This window comes from uncultured Haliea sp., assembly GCF_963973825.1.
Lineage (GTDB): Bacteria > Pseudomonadota > Gammaproteobacteria > Pseudomonadales > Halieaceae > Haliea.
Map to the genome: position 1 here is coordinate 24,550 of NZ_CAXBAE010000002.1, position 26,666 is coordinate 51,215.

Here is a 26,666-nt window from a genome sequence, read left to right on the forward strand (position 1 = left end):
TTAACCGACAGAACCTTCCAGGCTCACTTCCAGCAGCTTGCCCGCTTCCATGGCAAACTCCATGGGCAGTTCCCTGAAGACTTCCTTGCAGAAGCCATTGACGATCATGGAGACCGCCTTTTCTGCGTCGAGGCCGCGCTGCTGGCACAGGTACAGCTGGTCATCGCTTACCTTGGAGGTCGTTGCCTCGTGCTCGACGACCGCCGAAGGGTTGCGGCTCTCGATGTAGGGAAACGTATGCGCCGCACAACGGTCACCAATCAGCAGCGAGTCGCACTGGGTATAGTTGCGCGCACCCTCCGCCCGCGGGCTCATGCGCACCAGACCGCGATAGGCGTTGGAACTCTTGCCCGCCGATATGCCCTTGGAGATGATGGTCGAGCGCGTATTTTTGCCCAGGTGAATCATCTTGGTGCCTGTGTCGGCCTGCTGTGCATTGTTGGTCAGGGCGACCGAGTAAAACTCGCCGACGCTGTTGTCACCACGCAGAATGCAGCTGGGGTACTTCCAGGTGATGGCAGAACCGGTTTCCACCTGCGTCCAGGAGATCTTCGAGTCCCTGTGCGCCACGCCGCGTTTGGTCACGAAGTTGTAGATGCCGCCCTTGCCGTCGGCATCCCCCGGGTACCAGTTCTGCACCGTGGAGTATTTGATCTCCGCGCCATCCAGCGCCACCAGCTCAACCACAGCAGCGTGCAGCTGGTTCTCGTCGCGCATGGGAGCGGTGCAACCCTCAAGGTAGCTGACGTGACTACCTTCGTCGGCAACGATCAGCGTGCGCTCAAACTGGCCGGTGTTGGCTTCATTGATGCGGAAGTAGGTGGACAGTTCCATGGGGCAGCGCACACCCTTGGGGATGTAGACGAAGGAACCGTCGCTGAACACCGCACTGTTGAGCGCCGCGTAGAAGTTGTCCTTGCGCGGCACAACGCTGCCCAGATACTTCTTGATCAGTTCGGGGTAGTCGTGAACCGCCTCCGAAATGGAACAGAATATGACGCCTGCCTCCCAGAGCTTTTCGCGGAAGGTCGTCGTGACGGATACCGAGTCGAACACGGCATCGACGGCGACACCGGCGAGGGCGGCTTGCTCGTGCAGCGGAATGCCCAACTTGTTGTAGGTCTCGATGAGCTGGGGGTCGACCTCGTCCAGGCTCTGGGGGCGGTCCTTCATCGCCTTCGGCGAGGAGAAATACGAGATTTCGTTGAACTTGACCGGTGGGTAGTTCACGTGCGCCCAGGCCGGCTCAGCCATCTTCAGCCAGTCGCGATAGGCCTCAAGTCGCCATTCGAGCAACCACTCAGGCTCGTTCTTGCGACCGGAAATGAAGCGGATGGTGTCTTCGTTCAGGCCCGGCGGCAGGGTGTCTGACTCGATGTCGGTGGTGAAGCCCGCCGCATATTCCTTGCGTATGGCGTGTTCGATGTGTTCCTGCGACATAATCAGTGACCTGTGCTGGCGGGCGTGACAGTGGTGGCTCGTGGTTCCGTGTATTTTCGCACGCGCTGCACCCTGATGGCGACACGCTCAGCCAGGATGCCGGTGAATACCCGAGTATTTTAGTCGACTATTGCCCCGGGTGCAACGCGCGCCCTCACGCCCTGTTGCGCTTGCGCCTGCGCTCCCGAACGCTGCGGGGCTCCGGTGGGCTGCTCAGCCGCGGCCGGGCGAGCTCGTCTGCGTAGGCCTGCATCATGGGTGCCAGTTGGTGCCGGAAGCGGTGCGCAAATCCGACCAGCGCGGGGCTTATCTCTCCCACCGAGTCCAGTGAACGGCTGGGGAAAATGCGCCAGGTCCGGGGTGTTCCCGGTGCCTGGTGTTCGGCCCTGCCTGCATCGTCGAGCGCCAGCAGCGCTGTCAGTTCTCGGCGCACCAGGTCGGGCTCACGCACCAGCGTCTCGTACTGCACCTGCAACAGGGGGTTGGGCAGGGCCGCCTGCCAGTGGTCGATGAGTTTCTCCGCGAGGGCCATGGCGCGGCCAATGGTTGCGAGCTGGTAGCTGTAGCGATGGCCGCTCCGAAAATTCTTGAAGAACAGCGCCAGGCCCAGATCGAGCGGAGCCCGCCTGCACAGGATAACCGGCACTTCCGGGTGCAGCAGGCCCAGCCAGCCAAGCCGGCTCAGGTTCGCGGGTGACGTGTCGGTGAGGTAGCGCGCCCCAGCGCCCTCCAGGGGAGGGCAGAGTTGCAGCAGCGGGGACTCGGCCTGTGCCACGAGTCTCCTGGCCTGGGCATGCAGGTTACCCTCTGCCGGTAAAGACGCCGCCAGCTTGCGCACCAGTGCGAGTTCGCCACCGGCGACGACGCCCGGATGGTGTGCCAGCAGTGTCTCGACGAGACTCTTGCCCGAGCGTGGCAGACCCGCCACCACCAGCAGGGGGCAGTGCGGGGCTGGCTGCCCGCGGCGGTACCGGCTGAAAAACGGCCGATCCATACCCGCAGCGCTGGGGGATACCTGGTACTCGCGCGTGCCTTTCAGGTCGGCCGCGGCAAACCGGTTTGCCTGCTCATAAAAGGCGAAGCCCGGATTGTCGAGGCCGGATTCGGTGTAGATCTGCCCCAGCAGGAACAGGGCCCGCGCTCGGGCAGCGTGACTGCGCTCCGTGTCCAGCGCCAGTTTCAGCAGGGTGGCGACTTCCGGACTGTCCAGAGGGATGGCGCGGAAATTGAGCAGCCCGCGGTATGCGTCGGTCAATGTGGCGTCTGCAGCCATCGCCTGTGCAAAACAGTCACAGGCCTCCTCGCCGCGATTCTGTCGGCTCAGCAGGTGTCCGAGCTGGACCAGCAGGCGCGGTGCGCCATTGCACAGCTCCAGGCCGGTGCGGTAGCAGGCCTCCGCCTCCGCCAGTCGACCCAGTCCCTGCAGGGACTGTCCGTGCAGGCTCCAGAGCTCGACAAGCGTCGTGTTCTGCTCGAGCAGCACAGCCGACTCGCGCAGGCTGCGGGCAAAGTCCTTGCTCTGCACCTGCTCGCGTATCACGCTCAGGGCAGTCTTGTAATCCGGCCTTTGGGCCATGAGCCGATGTCCTGCTACGACGCCTTGACGCGCACCGGCGCGACGAGCGTCCACTGCGCGATGGTTGCCCAGGGCGCCCCTGTGGTCAACTGCTTTGCGCCGGCTGCCCGACACCGAGTTCGGGTTGGCGGGCAAGGATGGCGTCGCGAAACCGGGCGGGGATGGCGATGGACCTGCGGGTCTGCTTGTCTGTGAATACCTGGGTGAGGCTGCCGCGGGCGAGGGGTCGACCGCTGCTTTTCTCCTGTAACGTGAACGCCAGTTCGGCACTGCTGCGACCCAGTCGGGTATAGCCCACCTGTACGGCCACAGTCTCATAGGCTCGGCATTCCCCCAGATAGTCGCAGTTGATGTTCACGGTGAAGATGAAGCAGGGTGCGGTTTGCGGGTTCATGGCACCCAGGCCGAGCTCCTCCATGTAGAAGCCGGCTACCTCATCGGCGTAGACCAGGTAGTTTGCGAAGTACAGGTGCCCCTGCGCATCGGTATCACTGAACCGTACGAGGATGTCGCTGGTGTAGGTGAGTGGGTGGTCGTTCACGGGCCGGCCATCTTCAGCAGGTGCTGCAGGTAGTGCAGTTCATGCAGGGATACATCTGCATTTTCGCCCTCGCCGCCGGGCGCATCGTCGGCGCCAAGGGTGAGCAGTGAGGGCGGCTGGCGCGAGCCCGCAAACTCGGGCGCGCTGTAGCGGTAGGGCCGTTGCCAGGGGTCGAGGGGCAGTGTGTCCAGATAGCCGCCTTCCCTGAACCGCCCGGCGCGGCGCAGGCTGCCGATAGGCCGAAGCAGGCTCTCCAGCCCGGGGTCGGTTTGTGGATAGGTGGCGACGTCGTTGTAATAATCGTCCAGCGCCGTCTGCAGCCGACCCAGGTCGTCGGCGATCTTGCGCAGCGCGCTGCCGGGCGCGGGGCGCGTCTGGATGCCGGTCAGCGCGTACAGAGCGGCGGCGGGGTCTTCGCTGCAGAACACGGTGATGTCCTGGGCCGTTGGCAAGACATCGGCCTGGCCGGCCCGGAAAATGAACGGTTTGAAGCCCGGCGTGTCGCCATAGCGCTGGATAGACCGGTAGTCTCCGCAGACAACGGCTCCCGGATAGTCTGTGAGCCCGCGAAATTCGATGGTCTCGACGGCGGGCAGGGCCGCGGTGACGGCCTCCTGCGCACGCTGTCCCTGACTGCCGCAGGCCGTCAATCCGGCGAGGCTGAAGATCAGCAGCAGTCGTTTCATGCCGGGGCGTCCCCATCATCTTCAAGCTTGTGCAGGGCGACTGCGTTCATGCAGTAACGCAGTCCGCTGGGCGGCGGCCCGTCCGGGAATACGTGTCCCAGGTGCGCTCCACAGGTGTTGCAGGTCGTCTCGATGCGCGAGCGACCAAAGCTGTGGTCGTTGTGGTATGCGATGACGTTGGACTTCACCGGCTGGGTAAAGGAGGGCCAGCCACTACCGGATTCAAATTTCTGCTCACCATCGAACAGCAGTGTGCCACAGCACACGCAGGCGTAGTTGCCGGGCTCAAAGCGCGAGCACATGTCATTGCTGAACGCGCGTTCAGTGCCGGCCTGGCGAGTGACATGATACTGTTCAGGGGTCAGCAGCGCGGCCCATTCCGCATCGCTGCGCTGCAGGGTCGTGTCGGGCTCCGGATTGCCTTCGTTGGCGAGACGGCAGATTTCGTTCCAGGTGATCATGACGGCATCCTCTCTGTGATCGGTGGGTCCACCCGCGTCGGCGAGCCCGCTCGGCGCACAGTAGGGGCAAGCCGGGGCAAGATCAAGAGGGACATAGTGCTGCGCGGGTATGTAAAAACTGCGCTTTCCGTGCGGGTGCTTTGCTGCGCGGCGCTACAGTATACTGGCGCCAAAGGCGGCTTCCGACGATGGCCGCGATAAGGGGATTTCATGGTTTTGCGATTCAAAGTCACAGCGCTGGTGATGTGCGGGCTTCTGGCGGGTTGCCAGGCGTTGCCCGAACAGGCTAACCAGGCACCCATCTGCCCGGAAGCCCCGGTTGTCATGTGCCCGATCTGCCCACTGCAGGAGTGCCCCGAGCCTCGGGTGCTGGAGAAAATCGTGTTGCGTCCCGCAGCTCCGGTGCCGGTGCCCGCGCGTCCGTCGACAGCGGGGGAGCTTGAACTGCCGATTATCGGGGTGCTGGAGTTTGTTCGCGTGGAACCTTCGGGCCTGACCTTGGAGGCGGTGATCGACACGGCGAGTGAGCACACCATCATAGCGGCGCGGGATGTACAGCTACTGGAAAAGGATGGCAAGCGTTACGTGAGCTATGTGCTGGTCGATCCTGCCAGTGATGAGCAGCACGCGCTGGAAGCACCCTTGTTGCGGCGCACTTCGGCGGTCGATGCCTACGGCAACAGCAGCCGCAATTACATCGTCAGCATGTGGCTCACCCTGGGCGACAGCCGGGCCCGGGTTGAAGTCAATCTGTCCGAGAATACCGAGATGCCCTACCCGGTTGTGGTGGGGCGCAACCTGCTGACTGACGTGGCGATTGTCGATGTCAGCCGGCGCCACACCCTGGAGCACCCGGCAGCCCCATGATTGCATCCCGCGCAAAGGTCGGCATTGTCGCCGGCGCACTGATTGTTTTTGGTATCGCTGTAGCAGCGTACAAAGTGGTGGGGCTCGACCTGCCCTTGTGGCCGGGCGAGTCGCGAGAGGTCTGGACCATCGAGACCAAGGCCAGTTTCAAGCCGGCAAGTGGTCCGGTCGAAGTGGACCTCGCGCTGCCCTCCGGGCTCGGCGGCTGGGTAACGCTGGAAGAGCATTTCGCCTCCTCCGGCTTCGGCTTCTCTGTGTTCGAGGAGGCGGATGGACGTGTGGCACGCTGGTCGCGCCAACTGCTGGAGCACCCGACAACGTTGTACTTCAAGCAGCAGGTCTACCGTGCGCGGCGTGCCGACTTGCCCGACATGCCCGTGGAAACACCTGATCCACCCCTGCTCGAAGCCGACCAGCAGGCGGCGATGGAGCGTTTCGTGGCAGACCTGCGGGAGCGCTCCAGCAGCCCGGCCACGTTCACCGCGCTGATGATTCAGGAACTGCGCCGGGCAGAGCCCAGCCAGGACGCTGAGTTCCTGCTCGGCACCTACAGCGATGCGCCGCTGCGCGTCATGCTGGATGTGCTGGCCTATGTCGACATTCCCGCCTATCCCGTGCGCGGCATTGCCCTGCAGGACGGTCGCCGTCGGCAGACGTTGAGCACGCTGCTGCAGGTCTACGATGGCAGTGACTGGGAAGTCTTCGACCCGGAGAGCGGGCAAGCGGGCCTGCCGGAGGATTTTTTCGTCTGGCGCCAGGGCAACGGCGCGGCGCTGCGTGTATTGGGCGGCCGCGACTCCAGGCTTGAGTTTGCGCTGGTGCGCAACAGCCTGTCGGCGAAGACCGTAGTCAGCATGGAAGAGCGCAGTGACGAATTTGCCCTGCTGGACTTTTCCATCTACGCCTTGCCCGTGGAGCAGCAGGGGATCTTCAAGGGTATTCTGCTGTTGCCGGTTGCGGCCTTTGTCGTGGTCATGATGCGGGTACTGGTGGGCATCAAAACCTCAGGGACCTTCATGCCGGTGCTGATTGCGCTGGCCTTCCTGCAAACCACGCTGTGGGTGGGGTTGGCGATATTCCTGGTGCTGGTCAGTGTCGGGCTGTGGATACGGTCCTGGCTCAGCCATCTCAACCTGCTGCTGGTGGCCCGCGTCTCTGCGGTGGTGATTGTGGTGGTGCTGCTGATGGCCGCGCTGTCCCTGATCAGTTATAAACTCGGCGTTGACCAGGCACTGACAGTCACCTTCTTTCCCACCATCATTCTGTCCTGGACCATCGAACGTATGTCGATCCTGTGGGAGGAAGAGGGTGGACGTGAGGTCATGATGCAGGGCGGTGGCAGTCTTCTGGTGGCCGTGCTCGCCTACCTCACCATGTCCGTGCCGGTGGTCGAGCACCTGACCTTCAATTTCCCCGAGCTGCTGATCAGTCTTCTCGGCGTGATCCTGCTGATCGGCAAATACACCGGCTACCGGCTTTCCGAGCTGTACCGGTTCCGCGACATGGCGAAGATGCAATGATTCGGCTGGTGAAACCCTCTGTCCTGCGGGAGCGGGGCATCCTCGGCATGAACAAGCGCAATCTCACGTTCATCGGCGCCAATAATCCCCGGCGCAACTACCAGATTGTCGACAACAAGCTGCTGACCAAGAAGGCCGCCCTGGAACGCAATATTGTCGTGCCTGAGCTCTACGGCGTGATTGAGCACCAGTTCCAGATCAACCGCATGCTGGACCTGCTGCAGGGCCGCGACGCGTTTGTGATCAAGCCGGTGCAGGGCAGTGGCGGCAAGGGCATCCTAGTGATCACGTCGCGCGACGGTGAGCATTTCGTCAAGTCCAGCGGTGGTGTGCTGGATGAGCGCGATCTGCGCCGCCATACCTCCAATATTCTCGCCGGTCTGCACAGCCTGGGCGGGCGCAACGATGCCGCGATGATCGAGGCGCTGATCGATTTCAACCCGCTGCTTGCGGAATACAGCTACGAGGGGGTGCCGGATATTCGTGTGATCGTCTTTCGGGGGGTGCCGGTGATGGCGATGATGCGCTGTGCCACCCACGCCTCGGACGGCAAGGCGAACCTGCACCAGGGCGCAGTGGGGGTGGGCCTCGATATCGGCGAAGGCTTCAGCGTTGCGGCCGTGCAGCGCGGCAGCCTGGTAACCCACCATCCGGATACAGGCGCCTGCTTCAAGTCGCTGCGGCTCCCCGACTGGGATGCCATTCTGGACCTCGCCGCGAGCTGCGCTGAAATGACCGGGCTGGGCTATCTGGGTGCAGACATCGTGCTGGACCGCCAGCGAGGCCCGATGCTGCTGGAGCTGAACGCGCGGCCGGGGCTGGCGATTCAGGTGGCCAATCAGGAGGGTCTGATTCATCGTCTGGGTGTTGCGGCGGAAATCGCGCGCACCGCGGTGGATCACGACGACCGAATCCGGCAGGCCAAGCTGCGTTTTCATCGGCCGCAGGCGGTGTTGCAGGCATCCTGAGCCGTGTAAACCGGAGTCGCTGCTGATGACCTTTGACACATTGGGGCTGTCGCCCAGCCTGCTTCGCGCCGTTGCCGAGCAGGGCTATCAAACACCTTCTCCCATCCAGGCCCGGGCGATACCGCTGATTCTTGCGGGCAAGGACGTCATGGCCGCTGCCCAGACCGGAACCGGTAAGACCGCCGCATTCACGCTGCCGTTGCTGCAGCGCCTTGCGGGCGGCCCGCGGGCGCAGCCAAACCGTTGCCGTGCCCTGGTGCTCACGCCCACCCGTGAGCTAGCCGCGCAGGTGCAGGAGAGCGTTCGCGATTACGGAAGCCATGACGGCGTTCGCTCTGCGGTGGTATTTGGCGGTGTGAACATCAACCCACAGATTGCGCAGCTGCGCCGCGGCGTCGATGTGCTGGTCGCCACGCCGGGCCGGCTGCTCGATTTGCACGGACAGGGCTTCGTGGATTTCCGCGATCTGGAAGTGCTGGTTCTGGATGAGGCCGACCGCATGCTGGATATGGGCTTCATCCACGATATCCGCCGCATCGTCACGCTGCTGCCCACCCGCCGCCAGACCCTGATGTTCTCGGCGACGTTCTCCGGGCCGATCACGCAATTGGCGCAGGGGTATATGCGGCAACCGGTCCGTGTAGAAGTCAGTCCGCCCAATGCCACTGCCGAGACGGTGCAGCAGTGGGTGTACCCGGTAGACAAGAAGCGCAAACCGGAACTGCTGAGCCATCTGGTCGAAGTGCACGGTTGGGACCAGGTGCTGGTGTTCACCCGCACCAAGCACGGGGCCAACAAACTCAGCCAGCAGCTGGAACAGAACGGTATCCGTTCAGTCGCCATTCACGGTAATAAAAGCCAGAACGCGCGCACCCGCGCCCTCGCCGACTTCAAGCAGGGGCGTGTACAGGCGCTGGTCGCAACGGATATCGCCGCGCGGGGGCTGGATATCGAGCAGCTGCCCCAGGTGGTGAATTTCGATCTGCCGAATGTCGCGGAAGACTACGTGCACCGAATCGGTCGCACAGGGCGCGCGGGTGCCGCCGGACAGGCCTATTCACTGGTCAGCGCTGACGAGGCCGATTACCTCTATGACATCGAGCGCCTGATTTGCAAAACCCTGCCGCGGGAAGAGATTGAAGGCTTTGAACCCCAGCACGCGGTGCCCCGGGGGCGGTCCGCAAAGGGAGGCCCGGCAAAGGGAGGCCCGGCCAAGGGGCGCCCGGCAAAGGGGCGCCCGGCCGCATCGGCCCGTGTCGGAAAAAATCCTCACAGCGGGCCGCCAGCTGCGCGCGATGGCGCACCCGTACCGGCACGTCGTCAACCTCGCGCGGGACCCCGCAGCAGCGGCGCGCCGGCCCGCGGCAAGGGCAATGGCCGCACCCCATCGCGCGGCGGTCGTGGCCGCTGACGGCCCTTCTGGCGCGCTTGCGCCGGTAACACGATTGCTGTAATTCTGTGTGCTCTGCCGGCCGCACGTCGCGGCGCTGCCAACGGAGCACACCATGACCGATCACCCTCATTTGCGCCGCCGTACTTTGGTGAAAGGCATTGCGGCTGCCTCCCTGTTGCCGCTGCTGGGCGGTAATCTGGTCGGCTGTTCGGACGGCAGCGATGCCCCGCCGCTGCCCGAGGGTGTTGCCGCCGATTTCAATCACGGTGTGGCCTCCGGCGACCCTCTGACGGATCGCGTGATTATCTGGACTCGCGTGACCCCGCGTGAGCCCGGATTCGTCACCGTCGACTGGGAAGTGGCGAGCGACGAGGGCTTTGCCAATCTCGTGGCCAGCGGTCGCGGGAACACGGACGAAACCGTGGATTTCACGCTCAAGGCGGACGTTACCGGGCTGGCGGCAGGCACTACGTATTTCTATCGCTTCCGGGTGCGCGAGGTGCTTTCCAGCGTGGGCCGCACCCGCACGGCACCGGCAGGGGCCACCGCAACGGCGGCGTTTGCCGTGGTGTCCTGCTCCAACTACCCCGCGGGCTACTTCAATGTATACCGTGAAGTGGCTGCGCAGCCGGTGGATGCCGTGCTGCACCTGGGTGACTATATCTACGAGTACGCTCCGGGTGGCTACGCCAGCGCCAATGCCGAAGCCCTGGGGCGCGTGGTACAGCCTGCTGGCGAATTGTTTGAGCTCGCGGATTACCGGACGCGCTACGCGCAGTACCGTACTGACCCCGACCTGCAGGCAGCGCACAGCGCCCACCCCTTCATTGTCGTCTGGGACGATCACGAGATTGCCAATGATGCCTGGCGGGAGGGCGCGGAGAATCATGATCCGGCGACCGAGGGCGAATATTCAGACAGGCGTGCCGCCGCGATACAGGCCTGGTATGAATGGCTACCGGTGCGTCCCCCTGCGAGTCAACAGGAGATCATTTACCGGCGATTGCCTTACGGTGATCTGCTGGACCTGATCATGCTGGACACGCGTGTGATCGGCCGTGACCGGCAGTATGTCTACCCGGACTTTGTCAGTGGTGGTCGCATTGACGTCGAGGCAACGCGGGCTGCCAGCAATGCGTCTGATCGCACGCTTCTCGGTGCCGAGCAACTGGCGTGGCTGGAGACCCAGCTGATCGACTCGACAGCCCGCTGGCAAGTGCTTGGCCAGCAGGTGCTGATGGCGCGCTACCTGTTGCCGGCGCCCATTCTCGAAGCGCTGGAGCCCAGCATCAGCGGTGGCGATGCGCTGGCAGCCGGCACCGCCGCGGTGCTTGCCGCGGTTACGGCGAAGAACAAGGCACCAGAGGAGCGCACGCCTGAGGAACAGGCGCTGCTGGACTCGGCGGTTCCCTACAATCTCGACGCCTGGGATGGGTATGCTTTCGAGCGTGACCGCGTGCTGGAAGTGGCACGCCAGATGAACAGCCGGCTGGTCGCATTGGCGGGTGATACGCATAACGCCTGGGCGTCGCAGCTTTTTACCAGCACGGGCGAAGTGGTGGGCGTGGAACTGGCGACCGCAAGTGTCAGCTCGCCGGGGCTGGAGGAGGTGCTTGGCCGCGATGTGGCCGGGCTGTTTTCGCCCCTCATTGCGACGCTGGTCGATGATCTGGTGTACGCCAACCTGATCGACCGGGGTTATCTCGTCACCCGCTTCACGCCGGAGTCACTCACCGCTGAGTGGCGTTATGTGTCCACGATCAACTTCCGTGAGTACAGCGAAAAGACGGCCGCCTTCCGGCAGGAGGTGGTGCAGCGCAGCAACCTTCTGCTGGGCTGATGTCGACGGGGGAGAGCGGGCGGTCCGTTCGCCGTTTTCCGGCGTATAATGATCCGAAACAAGCCGCCCGAGATCAACGATGACACCTGTAGCCCGCTGTTTAGTGCCCTTCCTGTTGTTGCTGGTTGCGGGCTGTGCCCAGTACGAAAACCGCCGTGGCGTAGAGGCCGGCTGGACCGACGCCTATATGCAGACGCTCCAGCCGGGGGTGACCACGCGCGCCGAGGTGATGGCCGCCCTGGGTCCGCCGTCCCAGGTGATCGCGCTTGAAGGCGAGTCGATTCTCTATTACCTGTTCGAGCGCTCCGACGGCGAAGGTATCGTGCTGGTGCTGTACAACCGCATGCAGATCGATACGCAGTATGATCGCGCGATCTTCTTCTTCGACCAGAACGGCCTGCTGACTGACGCGGCGAGCCGCATCGCGCCAGCCGACAATGGCTGATACACGGCGCGTGCCGCTGCTGGCACTCGCGCTGATGCTCAGCGGCTGCACGCAGTGGCACTACAACCTCGGCGAGAGCCTTGCCCCTGAGGCCGCAGCGCTGGCTGCTGCGCCCGCCACGGACCTTCGTGCCGGCGACATCCTCTCCAGGCTCGGACCCCCACTGCGCGTGTCCGCCATTCCCGGCGGCTATGTGCTGGGCTGGGAGTCCTGGCAGGTGACGGAGAACGTGCTGGGCTTCAGCCTCGGTGCGCTGGGCGTGGACTTCCTGTCCATTGATGTCGGCCGGGCCAGCACCCGCAATGAAGCCCTGTTGCTGACCTTCAGCGCGCAACACCGCCTGGTGGGCGGCAGCTGGCATGGTCGCGACGACAGCGTGGGCGGTGGGCGCTCGGTGCAGCCACTGGTCGGGCTGGTGCCGGTCGTGGATGTGGACGACATCACCGCTCGGCTGCCACAGCACGATTGGGGCCGTGGGGCACTGGAGCCGCTGCCGGTTGGGCTGAACCGGGCCCAGCGTCCCGATATGGGTCAGGCGGGTGTCGCACAGCGGGGAACGCCGACCGGCACAGGGCAGCAGACGCTGGAGCTGCGCTGAGGACGAATTTGCGTGGCAAGCCACGCCGGGTTTTGTACACTGGAACGCACGGGTTTTCCGGCCCCGTTTACCGGCATCCCGAATCACAATAAAAGAGGACACCACTATGCAGGCTGACACACTCGACAAACTGCTGGCTCACTGGGCCGCGGAAACGCCAGACAGAGTCTGGCTGAAGGATCTGCTGCCAGAGGGGTCCCGGGATGTGTCCTGGAAGGAAGCCCACGCAACCGTCAATGCCATGGCCGCCATGCTTGAGCACCACTTCGGCCACGGCGAGCGCATCGGGCTGTTATCGCGCAACTGTGCGCACTGGTTTATGGCGGATCTGGCGATTATCCAGTCCGGTAATGTCACGGTGAGCATGTTCACCACGCTGCCCGCATCCACTGCCCAGTACATTCTGGATTTTACCGAGACCAAGGCACTGATCGTCGGGGAAACCTCGAACTGGAACGCGGTGAGGGGCGTTCTTCCGCAGGGTATCACGCTGATCACACTCCCCGGGGTAGAGCTGGAGGAGCCGCACCTGCGTTGGGAGGATCTGCTGGCGGAATGGCAGGGGCAGCTGCCGAAGTACCGCTGCCAGCCCGATGACGTGATTTCCCTGGTGTTTACATCGGGTACTACCGGCCTGCCCAAGGGCGTCATCCAGACGCACCGCAGTAACCTCGTGCCCATCACGCGCTTCCGCTCTACGTTCGGGACGCGAGACGAGGCCCGCTATTTCTCCTATCTGCCGCTGTCGCACATTGCCGAGCGACAGATTGTCGAGTTCTCCTCGCTGACCTGCTGCGGTGAAGTGAGTTTTAACCAGAGCCTGGAGACGCTGGCAGCAGATCTGCAGCGCACGCGGCCGCACATGTTTTTTGGCCCACCCCGTGTCTGGGAGCAGTTGAAGCAGGCGGTGATCGCCAAGTTCGGCGGTAATGACGTGCTGGAGCAGGCCCTGAGCCAGGACAGCGCGGGCATTGGGAAGCTTGTGCTGGATGGCCTGGGCCTTGATCAGGTGGAATACTGCCTGGTCGCTGCCGCGCCGACACCGCCGTCATTGATCGAGTGGTGGGAGCGTCTGGGGCTGATCCTGATGGAGGGTTTTGGCCAGACCGAGGCCATGGGCGTGATCGTCAGCGGCCACGACTCACGGCGGGTCGGTTCTATCGGCAAGCCCATCGGGGAGGTTGAATACCGGATCACCGATGAGGGCGAACTGGTGGTGCGCGCCGACGGCTGCACGCCGGGTTACTATAACCAACCGGACAAGACGGCAGAGCTGATCCGGGACGGGTGGCTGCACACCGGCGACAAGGCCCGGGTCGATGAGGATGGCTTTATCTATCTCACGGGCCGCGTCAAAGAGTACTTCAAAACCATTCAGGGCAAGTTTGTGGCGCCGCCGCCCATTGAAGGTGAGTTTGCCAAAAATCCGCACACGGAACAGCACTGCCTGCTCGGTCGCGGTTTTTCCAAAACGGTCATGGTGGCCGTGCTGAATGAAGCGGCCCGCCAGCTGGCGGAGTCCTCCCGCGAGCAGGCGGAGGCAGAGATTGCACAGGCCATACACGAGGCGGTGCAGAGCATCAATGACGCGGTGGAAAAGCACGCGCGTATTGGCGCAGTCATCCTCTCACGGCAGGAGTGGACCATCGACAACGAGGTGCTGACGCCGACGCTGAAAATACGCCGTGAGAAGGTAGAAGAGCGCTACGGTGAGCTTGCCGAGGGCCTTGCGCGCAGCGCGGCGGAACAGCGCCAGGTGATTCTGCACTGGGCGGATTGACCGCCGCGCGGATGCTAAACAGCTAGCGAGATTGCTGTTCCGCGTCCGCCTCGGGCTCAGTCTGGAATTCATCGTGGCCCTGCGTGTCGGTGGGTAACAGGTCGCCGATGGCGTCCTCCGGTCCCCGCGGGTCAAGACTGAAGCCGGTCGGCGCAGCCTCGGTAGCGGCGGCGGAGAAGGGCACCTGGTCTTCCGCGGCGACCACCTGGTCCTTGTCCCGCGTTTGAATGGCAAGGTACACGGTAAACACCGCACACAGCGCACCGAAAGACCAGAACAGCGCCGTGGCATCGTACAGGCTCATTAATTGCCCGAGCAGAATGGGGGCGGAAGCTGCCCCCAGGGCATTCAGCAGCAACACCGATGTACCGATCTCCACAAACTCCTCAGCCGACGAATTGTCAGCCGCCGTCGCCAGCGATATCGCATAGAGCGGCATGGTCATAGCGCCGAACACAAACACCGCAGCCAGATGCGCGCTGTGCTGCACGGTGAGCGCAACCGCGGCGGAAGCGGCAATCGCGCCCAGGCTCAGGAAGACAAGCACGTAACGCCGGTCGATGCGGTCGGACAGCCAGCCGATGGGATACTGGAACAGCGCCCCCCCGGCGATGCCCGCGGTAATAAACCAGGTGACATCAGCCATGCTGTCGCCATAGCGCCGGGCAAACACGGCGCCGAGGGCCCAAAAGCTGCCCACCACCAACCCGGAGAGCAGGGTTCCGGCGAACGCAGCGCGGGAGCGGCGATAGAGCAGATTGAAGCGGATGCGCGTGGATTCGATGGGGGCCGGCGCCAGACGGCTGGTGAGCCCCACCGGGACGATGGCCAGTGCCATGAAGATGGCAGCGAGGATAAAGGGCGTCGCGCTGTCGGCAGGGCCAACGTTGATCAGTATCTGGCCCAGGGCCATTGCCGCAAGAATAATGAAGGTGTAGATGGCCAGGACCTGGCCCCGCGACTCTGCGCTGGTCTGGTCGTTGAGCCAGCTTTCGATAACCGTGTACAGGCCGCAGATCATGGCGCCGGTCAGGAAACGGAGCAGCAGCCAGGGCAGCCAGCCGTCAAGCGTTTCCAGGGCGAGAATGGCGCTCATCATGATGGCTGTCAGCACGGCGAAGCTGCGGATATGGCCGACCTTGGCGATGATTCGCGGAATCAGCAGACAGCCGGCGACGAAACCCAGAAAATAGGCGGACGCGCTGACACCGATCAGGAAGTCCGACAGCCCGATACTGCTGGCGCGCAGCGGCAGCAGGGTCAGCTGCATGCCCTGGCCGACCAGCAGCAGCGCTGTCGAAAGCAGCAGTGAGGTGAGGGTTAGCAGTGTTCTCATGGGGTGCCCGGTGTTGATGCGTGGTGCTGTGGTAGAGAGGGCAGGGTACACGCTTTGCGGCAGACGAAAAACCGCAATGCAGGATAAAAAAAAGCCCGGCAGTGCCGGGCGAAAAAGCCGAATTCCCAGGGGGGGATCAGTTCAGGAATTCGGCCCGGGTGCTCGGGTCGGACTTGAATGCACCACCCAGCGAGGTCGTGCGTGTTCTGGAATTGCTGTCCATCACGCCGCGCGACTTGACGCAGTAATGTACAGCATCGATAGTGACGGCAACGTCATCGGTGTCCAGCAAGGTTTGCAGGGCGACCAGAACCTGCTGGGTCAGGCGTTCCTGCACCTGCGGGCGCTGGGCGAAAAAGCGTACGATGCGGTTGATTTTTGAAAGGCCGATCACTTTGTCTTTCGGAATGTAGGCAACCCGTGCGCGGCCATCGATGGTGACAAAGTGGTGCTCGCAGGTGCTGACGACATCGATGTCGTCCACCTGCACCATCTCTTCGACCTGCATCTTGTTGGAGATCACAGAAATCTTTGGAAAGCGTGAGTAATCGAGCCCTGAAAAGATTTCATCAACGTACATTTTCGCGATACGGTGTGGGGTCTCGGCCAGGCTGTCGTCGTTCAGATCCAGGCCCAGCGTGCGGGTGATGTCGGTGAAGGACTGTACAATACGGCGATATTTTTCGTCACGGGAGAGCCCGTTTTGTATCATCGGGGTTTCCAGGCCGCGTTCCAGCAGAGCATTGCGCACAATCGCTGCCTCTGCTGACATCTTGCTTGGGAAGGGAATGTTTCCAGCCAGTGCAGTTTCCATGTCGCATCTCCAGTACGTTTGGGGTAGTTACGGCGGGCTGTACCGGGTGGATTACCAGCCGGTGATCGAAGCCGCAGCGCTGTCGTACATTTGGTGGACAAAACCTGGTCAGGAATCTGGCGCAACGCCTGGAGGAGGGGGACTATGACACACGCACGACCCATCAAGGTGGGCCTGATGGGCTTTGGCCAGATTGGCCGCCAGGTCTACGACCTGGCAGCGCGGGGCACGGATGTCGAGATCGTGGCCATAGCCGACATCGGTGATCCCGCCATCCTGCACTATCTGCTCTGCTCGGAGATGAAAGCGGCAAGCTACCGGCTGGAGGGCAATTTTCTCCACAACAGCCGCTTCCGTACCCGGCTGCTGCGCACTGACACGCCCGCCGAGATGCCCTGGGACGTGTTCGGGGTGGATATCGTCATTGACGCTACCGGCAAGTTCCGCCAGCGTGACGCCATGCTCCAGCACCTACAGGCGGGTGCGCCGCGAGTGCTGTTGCGCACCCTGCCCAGCGATCATATCGATCGGCTCGTGATGCCGGGTATCAACGGTAACAGCATTCGGGCAGCAGATCGCATGATATCCGCGGGGTCGGCCACCACAACGGCGCTGTGCCTTCTGCTGCACGCGCTGTCCGCTGAGTTTGAGATTGAGTGTGGCAGCATGACCACCGTTCACGCCTACACCTCGGACCAGGTATTGCAGGACTACGCGGGCAGCGACTTCCGCCGCAGCCGCTCCGCCGCAGAGAACATCATTCCCAACCAGCACGAGGCCGGGGCGTGGCTGGGGCACGTGCTGCCCGCGCTCGCCGGCAAGGTGCTGACCTCCGCCCTGAATGTGCCGATCCATCAAGGCTGCCTGCTGGACGTCAACCTGGTCTTCGCCGATACGGCGGTCACGGCTGACGCCGTCAACGACTGCATGCGTCGCCGCGTGGCGGACTACGCGGGCATTTTGACCGTCGTGGAGGACCCGGTGGTGTCCTCGGACGTCATTGGCAATCCCCACTCGCTGGTGTTCGACGCTTGCGGCACCATCAAGGCCGGCAAGCATACCATCAAGGCCCTGGGCTGGCATGAGACCCTGGGTCACGCCGCGCGCCTGCTGGATGTGGCGCGCCTGTATGCGGCACTGGACCACACAGAGGAGGCGGTATGATGCGTGTAGCAATCAATGGCTTTGGCCGGATAGGCCGCTCGGTATTCCGCATCCTCGAGAACGACCCCGATATACAGGTTGTGGTGATCAACGACCTGTTTGACCACGCCGCCCTGCGTTATCTGCTGAACTACGACACGGTCATGGGGCCGTTTGGCAAGTCGCTCGTGCTGGAAGGTGACGAATTGGTCACCCCGGGTGGACGCTGCAAGCTGATCAGCGAACGCGATCCCGCAGCCCTGCCCTGGGCGGAGATGGGTATTGATGCTGTGGTGGAGGCGACAGGCGCCTTTCGCAAGCGAAGCCAGCTCGATGGGCATCTGCAGGCGGGTGCGGGCCGGGTGGTGCTCACTGTGCCGGCGTCCGACCCCATCGATTACACCGTCGTACTGGGTGTCAACGATGATGGCCTGCGTCCGGAACATCGCATTGTCTCCAATGCCAGTTGCACGACGAACTGTCTCGCGCCCATGGCCAGCGTACTGGATAGCGCCTTCGGTATCGAAGAGGGCGTGATCAACACCGTGCATGCCTATACCAACGACCAGCGGCTCGCCGATGTGCCGCACTCCGATTGGCGGCGCAGTCGGGCGGCCGCGGAGAACACCATCCCCACCTCGACCGGCGCGGCGAAAGCGGTGGGTGAGGTGCTGCCGCAGCTCAAGGGGCGCCTGCACGGCATCGCCTCGCGGGTGCCGGTTCCCGACGGTTCAGTGGTCGATCTGTTCGTCACACTGGCACGTCCGGTGACCGTGGATGCGGTGCACGAGGCGGTGCGCACGGCCGCCGCCTCCCCGGCCCTGCAGGGCATCCTCGCCTTCAGTGAACGGCCGATTGTTTCCACGGATATCATCGGCAATGCCCACTCGTCCATCTACGACGCGGGCTTCACCGCGGTTGTCAACGAGCGCTATCTGCGCGTGCTTAACTGGTATGACAATGAATGGGGCTACTCGGCCCGTGTGTGTGATCTGTTACGGAGGTTCAGCCAGTGGTAGGCACCCGGGAAGCCGGCAGCGGTGAGCGTTCCGATTACAGTGAGCTGCGCAGCAACGTCAGCTTTCTCGGCCACCTGCTGGGCGACACGATCGCAGCGGCGAACGGCCCCGAGTTTCTGGACCTCGTGGAGAAAATCCGTCGCCTATCGAAGTCGGCGCGGGCGGGCGGCGAGGATGCCGCCCACGCCGAGCTGCTGGCGGTGCTGCGCGCGCTGGACAACCAGCAGCTGGTGCCGGTAGCGCGGGCATTCAGCCAGTTCCTCAATCTCGCCAATATTGCCGACCAGCATCACACGGTATCGCGGCAGATGGATCCGCTGTTCTCGGCTTCGCGCAACCTGAGCGGCAATTTCGAAGCCCTGCTGGAGGAGGGTGTGCCGGCGGAGTCTATCGTCGACGCTGTCGCGGCGCTGCGCATCGACCTGGTGCTCACCGCTCATCCCACGGAAATCATGCGGCGCACCCTGATCCACAAGCAGACCGAGATCGGTCGCTGCCTGTCACAGCTGGAACTGGGCGGCCTCACCCGGCGCGAACAGGAACAGCTGCACACCCGCCTGCGTGAGCTGATTGCCCAGATCTGGTATGGAGATGATTTCCGCACCGAGCGGCCCTCCCCGGTCGATGAGGCGAAATGGGGCTTCGCTGTGGTCGAGGACTCCCTGTGGCGAGCGGTGCCGGAATACATGCGCCGGCTTGATGCGGCGCTGCAGGAATGCTGCGGTAGCCGGCTGCCGCTGGAGGCGGCACCGGTAACCTTTGGGTCCTGGATGGGTAGCGACCGGGACGGCAATCCCAACGTCACCGCTGAAGTGACCTCTGAGGTACTCTGGCTGAGCCGCTGGCAGGCGATTCAGCTCTACCTGCAGGACGTGACGCGACTGGTGGAGGAGCTGTCCATGACTGTCTGCGTTCCGGCGCTCGCCGAGGCGGCCGATGGGTCCCACGAGCCCTACCGCGCCGTTCTGCGGCGCTTGCGCGAGCAGTTGAAAGGCGACCTGCAGACGATAGAGGCGGCTCTGGCCGGCGCGTCCCCCGACAGTGCGTCACTGTTGACCCGGGAGGATCTGTGGCAGCCGCTCTCCCTCTGTTACCACTCGCTTCAGGCCTGTGGTATGCAGGTGATCGCGGACGGTGCCCTGCTGGATCTGCTGCGCAGAGTACGCTGTTTCGGGGTGCATCTGCTGCGCCACGACATCCGCCAGGACAGTGCACGGCACACGGAAGCACTGTCCGAACTGACCACCTGGCTGGGGTTGGGTGATTACGCCGCCTGGGACGAGGATGCGCGCTGCGCATTCCTGCGTCAGGAGCTCGCCAGCAGGCGCCCGCTGGTGCCGCCCCGCTGGACACCCAGCGAGGCGGTGGCTGAAGTGCTGGCCACCTTTGCGGTGGTGGCCCGTCAGCCCCGTGAGGCGCTGGGGGCCTACGTGATCTCCATGGCCCGTCAGGCCTCCGACGTGCTGGCGGTGCACCTGCTGTTGCGCGAGGCCGGTTGCCCCTTCGACCTGCCGGTGGTGCCGCTGTTCGAGACCCTCGATGACCTGTCCCGGGCTCGCGAGGTGGTCACGGCCCTGCTTGCGGATCCCTGGTATCGCGGGCACATCCAGGGGCAGTTGATGGTGATGATTGGCTACTCGGACTCGGCCAAGGATGCCGGTGTGCTGGCGGCGGCCTGGGCACAATACCGGGCGCAGGAAGAGCTGCTGGCGGTGTGCGCCGCCAGTGATGTGCGTCTCACGTTGTTTCACGGCCGCGGCGGCACGATCGGGCGGGGCGGCGCGCCGGCACAGGCGGCTCTGCTGTCCCAGCCCCCGGGTTCACTGGAACAGGGCCTGCGGGTGACCGAACAGGGCGAAATGATACGCACCAAGCTGGGCTGGACCTCGCTTGCGGTGAAAACCCTGGCGCTTTATACCAGCGCAATCTGTCGCGCCAACCTGCAGACCCCGCCGACGCCGCGCCAGGAGTGGCGCGATCTCATGGAACAGCTGGCTGCCGGTTCCTGCACCGAGTATCGACGCGTGATCAGGGAAGAGCCGGATTTCATCGCCTACTTCCGCTATGCAACGCCTGAACAGGAACTCGCAGGCCTGCCGCTGGGCTCACGGCCGGCACGACGGCGTGGCGGCGGTGGTATTGAAAGCCTGCGCGCGATTCCCTGGATTTTTGCCTGGTCCCAGAACCGCCTGATGTTGCCGGCGTGGCTGGGTGCCGGCGCCGCCCTGAGACAGGCGCTGGATGCCGGTCACGCGGCGCGCCTGCGTGAGATGGCGGCTGGCTGGCCCTTTTTTGCCACACGTCTCTCGATGCTGGAAATGGTCTACGCCAAGGCCGATGCCGGGTTGTCGGCGCACTACGACGCCTGTCTGGTGCCGCAGGAACTGCACTGGCTGGGGCAGTCGCTGCGATCCGCCCTGCAGCGCGATGCAGATACGGTACTGGAAATCAGCGGCGGCGAAACCCTGCTTGCGGATTCGCCCTGGATTCGCGAATCCATCCAGTTGCGCAACATCTATACCGACCCCCTCAACGTGCTGCAGGCGGAGTTACTGCAGCGTCAGCGTCGTGAACCCCAGGGTGTGCTTGAGCAGGCGATCATGGTCACCTTCGCCGGTATCGCGGCGGGTATGCGCAATACCGGATAGTGGCCCCCTGGCTGCATGCGCTACGGGAAATTGGCAATCAGTGCTATGGTTGAGGCTGGTTCCCAAAAAATGAAATGTGAGGCAGTCCATGAACAAGACCAACGTAGTGTCCGCCCTGTACCTTCTGCTTGCGCTGGCGCTCTCGCCGCTGGCCAGGGCAGACAATTACGCCGAGGCACTGGCATCATTTCGCAGTGCCGGCGAAAGTGCCGCCTACTTCGACTCAGCCTACGGCTACGCCCTGTTTCCGACCATCGGCAAGGGGGGTATCGGTATCGGTGGCGCACACGGCAAGGGGCAGGTCTACCGGCAGGGTGAAATGATCGGTGAGGCGACCATGACCCAGCTCACGGTGGGCTTCCAGCTGGGTGGACAGGCCTTCAGCCAGATCATTTTCTTTGAGAACGCCACGGCCCTGGAGCAGTTCACCAGCGGTAACTTCGAATTCGGTGCACAGGCCACGGCGGTAGCGATTACCGCAGGGGTGTCAGCGGAAGCGAGCACCGGAGGCGGTGTCAGCGCCGGTGTCAGTGGCGGTCGCAATGATGCCTCCACTGCCAGCCTCGGCTATCGCAAGGGTATGGCTGTGTTCACTATTGCCAAGGGCGGTTTGATGTACGAAGCCACGCTGGGTGGGCAGAAGTTCAACTTCACGCCTAACTAGTCGCCCCTACACCTCCACTGGCTTGCGCCAACACCTCCGCTGGTGTGTCGCCCACCAGGATGACATGCCAGCGTCGGGGGCCGTGTGCGCCCATCACCAGCTGCGCTTCCACGTCGGCAGTGCTGGAAGGGCCGGCGATAAACTGGATGCCGCGGGGCCAACCGCTTGCTGCCGTGTCGTGACGTATTCTCGCCCAGGCATCTTCCAGGGTCGAGACAACGTCTTCCCGGTTGATCAAGACCAGGTGGTCTTCAGGTAACAGGTTGTTGCGCCCGGGGTTGGCGCGGCCCGTGTAGGTGACGATGGCGCCGGTCTCGGCAACCCCCAACCTGGCATAGCTCAGTGCCGCCGAGTCTCCGTTTTCAGCCGCTCCGAATCGCGGCAGCACACCACCATCCCGCCAGGGCATCGCCGCCAGCCGCGGGTCATTACCCGCAACGAGTTTATGGGTGCGGAAGCGTTGGTACAGATAGCGCCCTATGGCCTGCACCGCGGCGCCGCGATCCCGAGCCAGTTCCACGGTCCCCTTGTTGGCCAGCACATTGGCCAGGAAGGCGGTGTGCAGGTCGGTGTGTGTTGCTCGCGCGGGCTGCGCGTGGCCAAGTGCAGCGAGCGCGCGCGCTATCTGCTCGGGCGCAACGGAGGTTTCCTGTTCGCGCAGCCGGGCGAACAACTCAGCCCTGACGGATTCAGCCACGTTTGCCTCCCCTGCGTCGACGCGCCGCATACTGACGCATGAATGTGCCTCCGCCTTCCGGTGCCGGGAAATCGCGCTGGCCGGTCCAGCCGCCCGCAAAGGGCAGGCGGCGGAACGCCCCCCGGCGCTTGCCCAGCAGACCGAGTACGCTCATGGTCCAGCCGGTGAGATTCCGATAGAGCCCCGGATGGCGCAACAGCCACGCGTGCAAGCGCAGCCCGTTGCGCCAGCGAGCCGGTTTCAACTGCTGCACGCTCTCGTCCTGGCGCAGGTCGCGCAGCAGGTCCGGCAGCGGAATATTCGCCGGGCAGACCTCCGCGCAGCGGCCACAGCTGGTGCAGGCGTTGGGCAGATGGTGCGCCTGCTCCAGTGACGTGAGCAGCGGCGTCAACACCGAACCCATGGGGCCGGGGTAGACCCAGCCGTAGGCGTGTCCACCGACGCCGATGTAAATGGGGCAGTGGTTGAGGCAGGCGCCACAGCGAATGCAGTCAAGCATTTCACTGTAGTCGCTGGCGAGGATATCGCTGCGCCTGTTGTCCAGCAGGATGATATGGGTTTCCAGAGGGCCGTCCACATCGTCCTCGCGGCGCGGGCCGGTATAAAAGCTGGTGTAGCAGGTCTGTGGCTGTCCTGTAGCGGAGCGCACCAGCAGGCGCTGCAGTGCCATGGCATCTTCGGCGCGCGGCAGTACGCGCTCGAAGGTAGTGCAGACGATCAACACCGGCGGCAGGTTGGCGCAGAGATCGCCGTTACCCTCGTTGGTGACCAGCATGCTGGTGCCGTGCTCGGCGATCAGTGCGTTGGCCCCGATAATGCCGACGTCCGCAGCGAGGAACTTCTCGCGCAGCACTCCCCGCGCTTCCTCAACGACTTCGCTTACCGTCTCGAGGTCGCGGTCCCCCAACGTGTGCTTGTCGAGGAACAGCTGGCGGATTTCCGCCAGCGACTTGTGCAGTGCCGGCCCGACGATGTGACTGGGCGTCTCGCCCGCCTGCTGGATGATGTATTCACCCAGGTCGGTTTCCAGCACGTCCAGCCCTGCCTTGAGCAGGAGTTCGTTGAGGCCGGTTTCCTCGGTGACCATCGATTTGCCTTTGGCCACGCGTCGCGCGCTGTGCGCCTGGCAGATCGAGAGCACCTTGCTGTTGAGTTGCTCCGCGTCGGCGACAAAGTGCACCTGGTTGCCGTGTTGTACGGCTGCCTCCTCAAATTGCTCCAGATAGTGACTGAGATGCGCCATGGTGTGACGCCGCACCCGTTTCAGGTGTGCGCGCAGGCCGTCGAAATCGCCGTAGGCACTGGCGGCTGCGTCCCGCGCCAGGGGCAGGAACTGACCGATGAGGGAGCGCCGCTGTGCTTTGTCTTCCTCCAACAGGGCAGCGCTTGAGGCCTGCATGAACTCATTGCTGGCGAGCTTCATTCCCGACCCTCTCCGATGCCCGGGCCGCGAGGATCACCGGCGAGCAACTCGGCAACATGCCGGAACTCCAGCTTGAGGCCTCGACGGCGGGCGCGGCCGGAAAGGTGCAGCAGGCAGCCGAGGTCGCCGCCGGCCACCACACTGGCTCCGGAAGCGACCGCATTGTCCAGCTTGTCGTCGGCCATTTTCGCGGAAATATCCGGCATGCGAGCGCAGAAGGTGCCACCAAAACCGCAGCACACCTGGTTCTGCCCAAGCTCGCTCACCTGCACGCCGCACTGTTCCTGCAGCAGTTGCCGCGGTTGCTGATGCACACCAAGCTCGCGCAGACCGGCGCAGCTGTCGTGGTAGGTAACGCCACGCTCCAGCGGTTTGTGCCGGGGCGCGGGGAGCCGCGCCACTTCAGTGAGAAAACGCGTCAGCTCCCAGGTTTTTGCCGACAGTGCCAGGGCGCGCTCGTGCCACTCTCCCTCGAACAACGCCGGGTAATGGTGGCTGAGCATGCCTGCACAGGAGCCGGAGGGCACGACAACGTAGTCAAAAGGCTCGAAGGTTTCGATGGCAGCCCGCGCAACAGGCACCGCCGCATCGACTTCACCGCTGTTATAGGCGGGCTGGCCACAGCAGGTTTGCTGCTCCGGCACGGTGACGCGGCAGCCCGCGCGTTCCAGCAGCCGTATTGCCGAGAAGCCGACCGATGGGCGCATCAGATCCGCAAGGCAGGTGATCATCAGAGCGACGTCCCGTCTCTGCCGGCTGCGCTTGCGTTTCGGGTGTGGCTTGTCCATGCAGGGCGCGTGCTCCTTGTCGCTTTGGGCGGCAGTCATTCCGGGCGTTGGCAGGGGTCGAGTATAACGAATTTGTGCTTCCGGCGCCGCGCTGGATATCGTCTGTTCAGGGCAGGAGCGTCAGCGTGCTCGCCGTCAGCAACACGACCAGCGCGGCGCTGATCGCCAGCGCCAGCGGCTGCCGGGACTCCAGCATTGTGACCAGTACCGCGATCATGTCACTGCGGCTGCTGCCGGAAAGTAGCGCCTCGACCGCTCCCCAGCGCGTGGTATCGAATGCCGGTCGACGGCGGCTGCCGATGTCGACCTGCACCCCCTCGATGCGCAGGAAGCGGGGGTGTCGCTGAATCTGAATGCCGTTGCCCGCATGGTAGACGCCGCGGTGATCAACGAGTACAAGCAGGGGCCCTAGCAGGCCGATGTACCCACGGGTCCGCGCGCGGCGTAGCGTGCCGCGTTGCGCTGCGTCCATGGGTTTCAACCACTCTACCTCGTTGATGCGCGGCCCGAGCAGCGGCGCATGGCGGCCGCGCTCAGCAGCAAATACCCGCTGTCGGCCGTACTGCCAGAGGCCAAAACAGGCCGCCAGTGCGCTGAGCACCAGCAACAGGCCCCGCCCGCTGTGCAGCGCCGTGACTCGCAGCTGCAACGCCCGGCCGCGCTGTGCCGCGCGCTCGGTCAGTGCGTCTGACGCCAGAGCGCTGCCTGCGGCGCCATCGGCAGAAAAGCGCAACAGCGCGTTGTCGCCGGCGCGCAGCAGCAGCATGCGATCTCCCCAGGGCACCAGCGTCATCGACGCAGCCGCCGAGGGCGGGAGGACGGGGGGTAGTGCGTTCCACTGGCTGTCGAAGCGGAACACGCCGCGCTGGCCGCTGCCGGCGTTCTCCAGTACCACCCACCAGAAAGAGCCTGCGCGGGCGAAATCCTGAACCCTGTCGAGCTCTGCTGCCAGCGCGGCTTCCGGCAACAGCAGCAGTTCATCCAATTGCTGGGCGAATGCGCTTGGCTCGTAGCGGAACACGCTCAGCGCGGGGCCGGCGGCGCTACTGCTGAGCAGGAGTCCGTCGTGAATACGCAAGGTCGGGTTTGCCGGCAGCGACGCCTTTCCTTCGGCGATGGTATTGCCGACGCCATCGACCCGCCAAAGCCTGCCGCCGACGCTGTCGGCGAGCACCAGGTGACGGCTGTTGGGCACGCGTACCATGGCATCCGCCCGCCAGTGGCCCTGGTCACCGGCAAAGGCCCGACACTGTTTGTCCGCGATCGTGCAGCGATACAGGTTGCCGCCCTCGGTGGTTGCAACCCGAACCAGCAAGCGTTCGCTGTTCAGCCAAAGCAGTTTTTCAACGGGTGCAGTGAGACCCAGTTCCGTGGCACTGATAACACCCAGCTGTGCACCTGACCGGTCATGGTGCAGTAGCAGCCTGGACGTTGCCAGCATCAGCTCACCGGATTCACTGGTGGCTGCGGCCTGCAGAGTGGGCAGCGCCGGCGGCGGTGGCAGCAGTTGTTCCAGGGCGTCCAGTGCAAACAGCAGGCAGAGCGTAAGCAATGCGACGGCGAGTGCGACGTGTGCGCGCCGCGCCGCCTGCCGGGCACGCTCTGCTGCGGGGGCGGGTGCCCGATAGGGCTTGAGTGTATAGGGATTGGGGCCCCAGCGCGCATGGCCGGGTGAGGCCGGGGTCCGTATCGGCCGACGGTGACCCGGCGCGGCCGCGGTGGCAGCGCGCGCCTGAGGGACCGCTTCGAGGTGTGCCTGCAGGCCGAGACCGCGCATCCGCACGAACCACGCGGCCGCTGCCTTCTGCTCAAGGCTGCGCCGCAGAGTGACCGTGTCACCGCTGAAGAAGCGCTCGACACGCGCCGGGTCGCGTATCTGGAAAAGTTGGCCAAAGTGCCTGCGCGCGGTGGCGGGGTCCGTGCCCGGCAGAATTTCCCCCGAAAAGGTGAGGTTGAAGCGCTTCACACCGGTAGGGGAGCCCTGCGATTGAGGTCTTTCAGGCAATGTCTGGTCTCCAG

At 64.0% G+C, this 26,666-nt stretch carries 23 protein-coding genes; 12 read left to right on the forward strand and 11 right to left on the reverse strand.

Annotated features, from left to right (window positions below; all coding sequences use genetic code 11):
- The 5 genes from sufB to msrB all read right to left on the reverse strand — a co-directional run bounded on the left by sufB (position 1) and on the right by msrB (position 4,704).
- Positions 1 to 1,440 (reverse strand): Fe-S cluster assembly protein SufB, encoded by a 1,440-nt coding sequence (gene sufB / locus AACZ17_RS02630; protein ID WP_290738661.1) that lies wholly within the window; start codon positions 1,438 to 1,440, stop codon positions 1 to 3.
- Positions 1,441 to 1,594: 154 nt separating this feature from the next.
- Positions 1,595 to 3,016, reverse strand: a complete 1,422-nt coding sequence (locus tag AACZ17_RS02635) for a sulfotransferase (RefSeq protein ID WP_290738664.1) — start codon at positions 3,014 to 3,016, stop codon at positions 1,595 to 1,597.
- 85 nt (positions 3,017 to 3,101) lie between these two features.
- Positions 3,102 to 3,557 carry a thioesterase family protein gene (locus AACZ17_RS02640; protein ID WP_290738667.1) on the reverse strand — a complete coding sequence of 152 codons (456 nt, stop codon included), beginning with the start codon at positions 3,555 to 3,557 and terminating at the stop codon, positions 3,102 to 3,104.
- Complete coding sequence (locus tag AACZ17_RS02645) at positions 3,554 to 4,243, reverse strand: type II secretion system protein GspG (protein ID WP_290738670.1); 690 nt, start codon at positions 4,241 to 4,243, stop codon at positions 3,554 to 3,556. Before AACZ17_RS02645 ends, AACZ17_RS02640 begins: the two co-directional genes overlap by 4 nt.
- The gene (gene msrB, locus AACZ17_RS02650) at positions 4,240 to 4,704 is read right to left on the reverse strand and encodes a peptide-methionine (R)-S-oxide reductase MsrB (RefSeq protein ID WP_290738673.1); all 465 of its coding nucleotides are present in this window, start codon (positions 4,702 to 4,704) and stop codon (positions 4,240 to 4,242) included. The genes AACZ17_RS02645 and msrB overlap by 4 nt, the downstream gene beginning before the upstream one ends.
- 210 nt (positions 4,705 to 4,914) lie before the next feature.
- Between msrB and AACZ17_RS02655 the strand changes: the two genes are divergently transcribed.
- From AACZ17_RS02655 to AACZ17_RS02690, 8 genes are all read left to right on the forward strand, one after another.
- On the forward strand, positions 4,915 to 5,571 hold the full coding sequence (locus AACZ17_RS02655) for a RimK/LysX family protein (protein ID WP_290738675.1): 657 nt from the start codon (positions 4,915 to 4,917) through the stop codon (positions 5,569 to 5,571).
- Entirely contained in the window at positions 5,568 to 7,091 is a 1,524-nt protein-coding gene (locus tag AACZ17_RS02660) for an inactive transglutaminase family protein (protein WP_290738678.1), read from the forward strand. The genes AACZ17_RS02655 and AACZ17_RS02660 overlap by 4 nt, the downstream gene beginning before the upstream one ends.
- An 8-nt stretch (positions 7,092 to 7,099) precedes the next feature.
- Entirely contained in the window at positions 7,100 to 8,059 is a 960-nt protein-coding gene (locus AACZ17_RS02665; protein ID WP_290738681.1) for an alpha-L-glutamate ligase-like protein, read from the forward strand.
- Between the two features lie 25 nt (positions 8,060 to 8,084).
- A complete protein-coding gene (locus AACZ17_RS02670) occupies positions 8,085 to 9,470 on the forward strand; it encodes a DEAD/DEAH box helicase (protein WP_290738683.1) in 1,386 nt (461 codons plus the stop codon).
- 94 nt (positions 9,471 to 9,564) lie between these two features.
- On the forward strand, positions 9,565 to 11,292 hold the full coding sequence (locus AACZ17_RS02675; RefSeq protein ID WP_290738686.1) for an alkaline phosphatase D family protein: 1,728 nt from the start codon (positions 9,565 to 9,567) through the stop codon (positions 11,290 to 11,292).
- Positions 11,293 to 11,371: 79 nt separating this feature from the next.
- Positions 11,372 to 11,737, forward strand: coding sequence for an outer membrane protein assembly factor BamE (gene bamE / locus AACZ17_RS02680; protein ID WP_290738689.1), 366 nt, complete (start codon positions 11,372 to 11,374; stop codon positions 11,735 to 11,737).
- On the forward strand, positions 11,730 to 12,335 hold the full coding sequence (locus tag AACZ17_RS02685; protein WP_290738692.1) for a hypothetical protein: 606 nt from the start codon (positions 11,730 to 11,732) through the stop codon (positions 12,333 to 12,335). Before bamE ends, AACZ17_RS02685 begins: the two co-directional genes overlap by 8 nt.
- 106 nt (positions 12,336 to 12,441) lie before the next feature.
- Positions 12,442 to 14,115: an AMP-binding protein gene (locus tag AACZ17_RS02690; protein WP_290738695.1), complete on the forward strand. Its 1,674-nt coding sequence runs from the start codon at positions 12,442 to 12,444 to the stop codon at positions 14,113 to 14,115.
- Positions 14,116 to 14,137: 22 nt separating this feature from the next.
- On the opposite strand, the gene AACZ17_RS02695 is transcribed toward AACZ17_RS02690, so the two are convergent.
- Together AACZ17_RS02695 and folE are read right to left on the reverse strand one after the other, a co-directional pair.
- Positions 14,138 to 15,451, reverse strand: coding sequence for an MFS transporter (locus AACZ17_RS02695; protein WP_290738698.1), 1,314 nt, complete (start codon positions 15,449 to 15,451; stop codon positions 14,138 to 14,140).
- 136 nt (positions 15,452 to 15,587) lie between these two features.
- Positions 15,588 to 16,265: a GTP cyclohydrolase I FolE gene (gene folE / locus AACZ17_RS02700; RefSeq protein WP_290738700.1), complete on the reverse strand. Its 678-nt coding sequence runs from the start codon at positions 16,263 to 16,265 to the stop codon at positions 15,588 to 15,590.
- Between the two features lie 144 nt (positions 16,266 to 16,409).
- On the opposite strand from folE, the gene AACZ17_RS02705 reads away from it, so the two are divergent.
- The 4 genes from AACZ17_RS02705 (at position 16,410) to AACZ17_RS02720 (ending at position 21,739) form a co-directional block, all read left to right on the forward strand.
- Positions 16,410 to 17,429 (forward strand): glyceraldehyde 3-phosphate dehydrogenase NAD-binding domain-containing protein, encoded by a 1,020-nt coding sequence (locus AACZ17_RS02705; RefSeq protein WP_290738702.1) that lies wholly within the window; start codon positions 16,410 to 16,412, stop codon positions 17,427 to 17,429.
- Entirely contained in the window at positions 17,429 to 18,427 is a 999-nt protein-coding gene (gene gap / locus AACZ17_RS02710) for a type I glyceraldehyde-3-phosphate dehydrogenase (RefSeq protein WP_290739722.1), read from the forward strand. Before AACZ17_RS02705 ends, gap begins: the two co-directional genes overlap by 1 nt.
- Positions 18,421 to 21,075: a phosphoenolpyruvate carboxylase gene (ppc, locus tag AACZ17_RS02715; protein WP_290738704.1), complete on the forward strand. Its 2,655-nt coding sequence runs from the start codon at positions 18,421 to 18,423 to the stop codon at positions 21,073 to 21,075. Before gap ends, ppc begins: the two co-directional genes overlap by 7 nt.
- Positions 21,076 to 21,163: 88 nt before the next feature.
- The gene (locus tag AACZ17_RS02720) at positions 21,164 to 21,739 is read left to right on the forward strand and encodes a YSC84-related protein (RefSeq protein ID WP_290738707.1); all 576 of its coding nucleotides are present in this window, start codon (positions 21,164 to 21,166) and stop codon (positions 21,737 to 21,739) included.
- Here AACZ17_RS02720 and AACZ17_RS02725 read toward each other — a convergent pair.
- From AACZ17_RS02725 to AACZ17_RS02740, 4 genes are all read right to left on the reverse strand, one after another.
- On the reverse strand, positions 21,732 to 22,436 hold the full coding sequence (locus AACZ17_RS02725; protein WP_290738710.1) for an LUD domain-containing protein: 705 nt from the start codon (positions 22,434 to 22,436) through the stop codon (positions 21,732 to 21,734). The two genes, AACZ17_RS02720 and AACZ17_RS02725, sit on opposite strands and share 8 nt — an antisense overlap.
- Positions 22,429 to 23,859, reverse strand: a complete 1,431-nt coding sequence (locus AACZ17_RS02730; RefSeq protein WP_290738713.1) for a lactate utilization protein B — start codon at positions 23,857 to 23,859, stop codon at positions 22,429 to 22,431. The genes AACZ17_RS02725 and AACZ17_RS02730 overlap by 8 nt, the downstream gene beginning before the upstream one ends.
- Entirely contained in the window at positions 23,856 to 24,647 is a 792-nt protein-coding gene (locus tag AACZ17_RS02735; protein ID WP_290738716.1) for a (Fe-S)-binding protein, read from the reverse strand. Before AACZ17_RS02735 ends, AACZ17_RS02730 begins: the two co-directional genes overlap by 4 nt.
- A 106-nt stretch (positions 24,648 to 24,753) precedes the next feature.
- A complete protein-coding gene (locus AACZ17_RS02740; RefSeq protein WP_290738719.1) occupies positions 24,754 to 26,652 on the reverse strand; it encodes a hypothetical protein in 1,899 nt (632 codons plus the stop codon).
- Between the last annotated feature and the right edge of the window lie 14 nt (positions 26,653 to 26,666).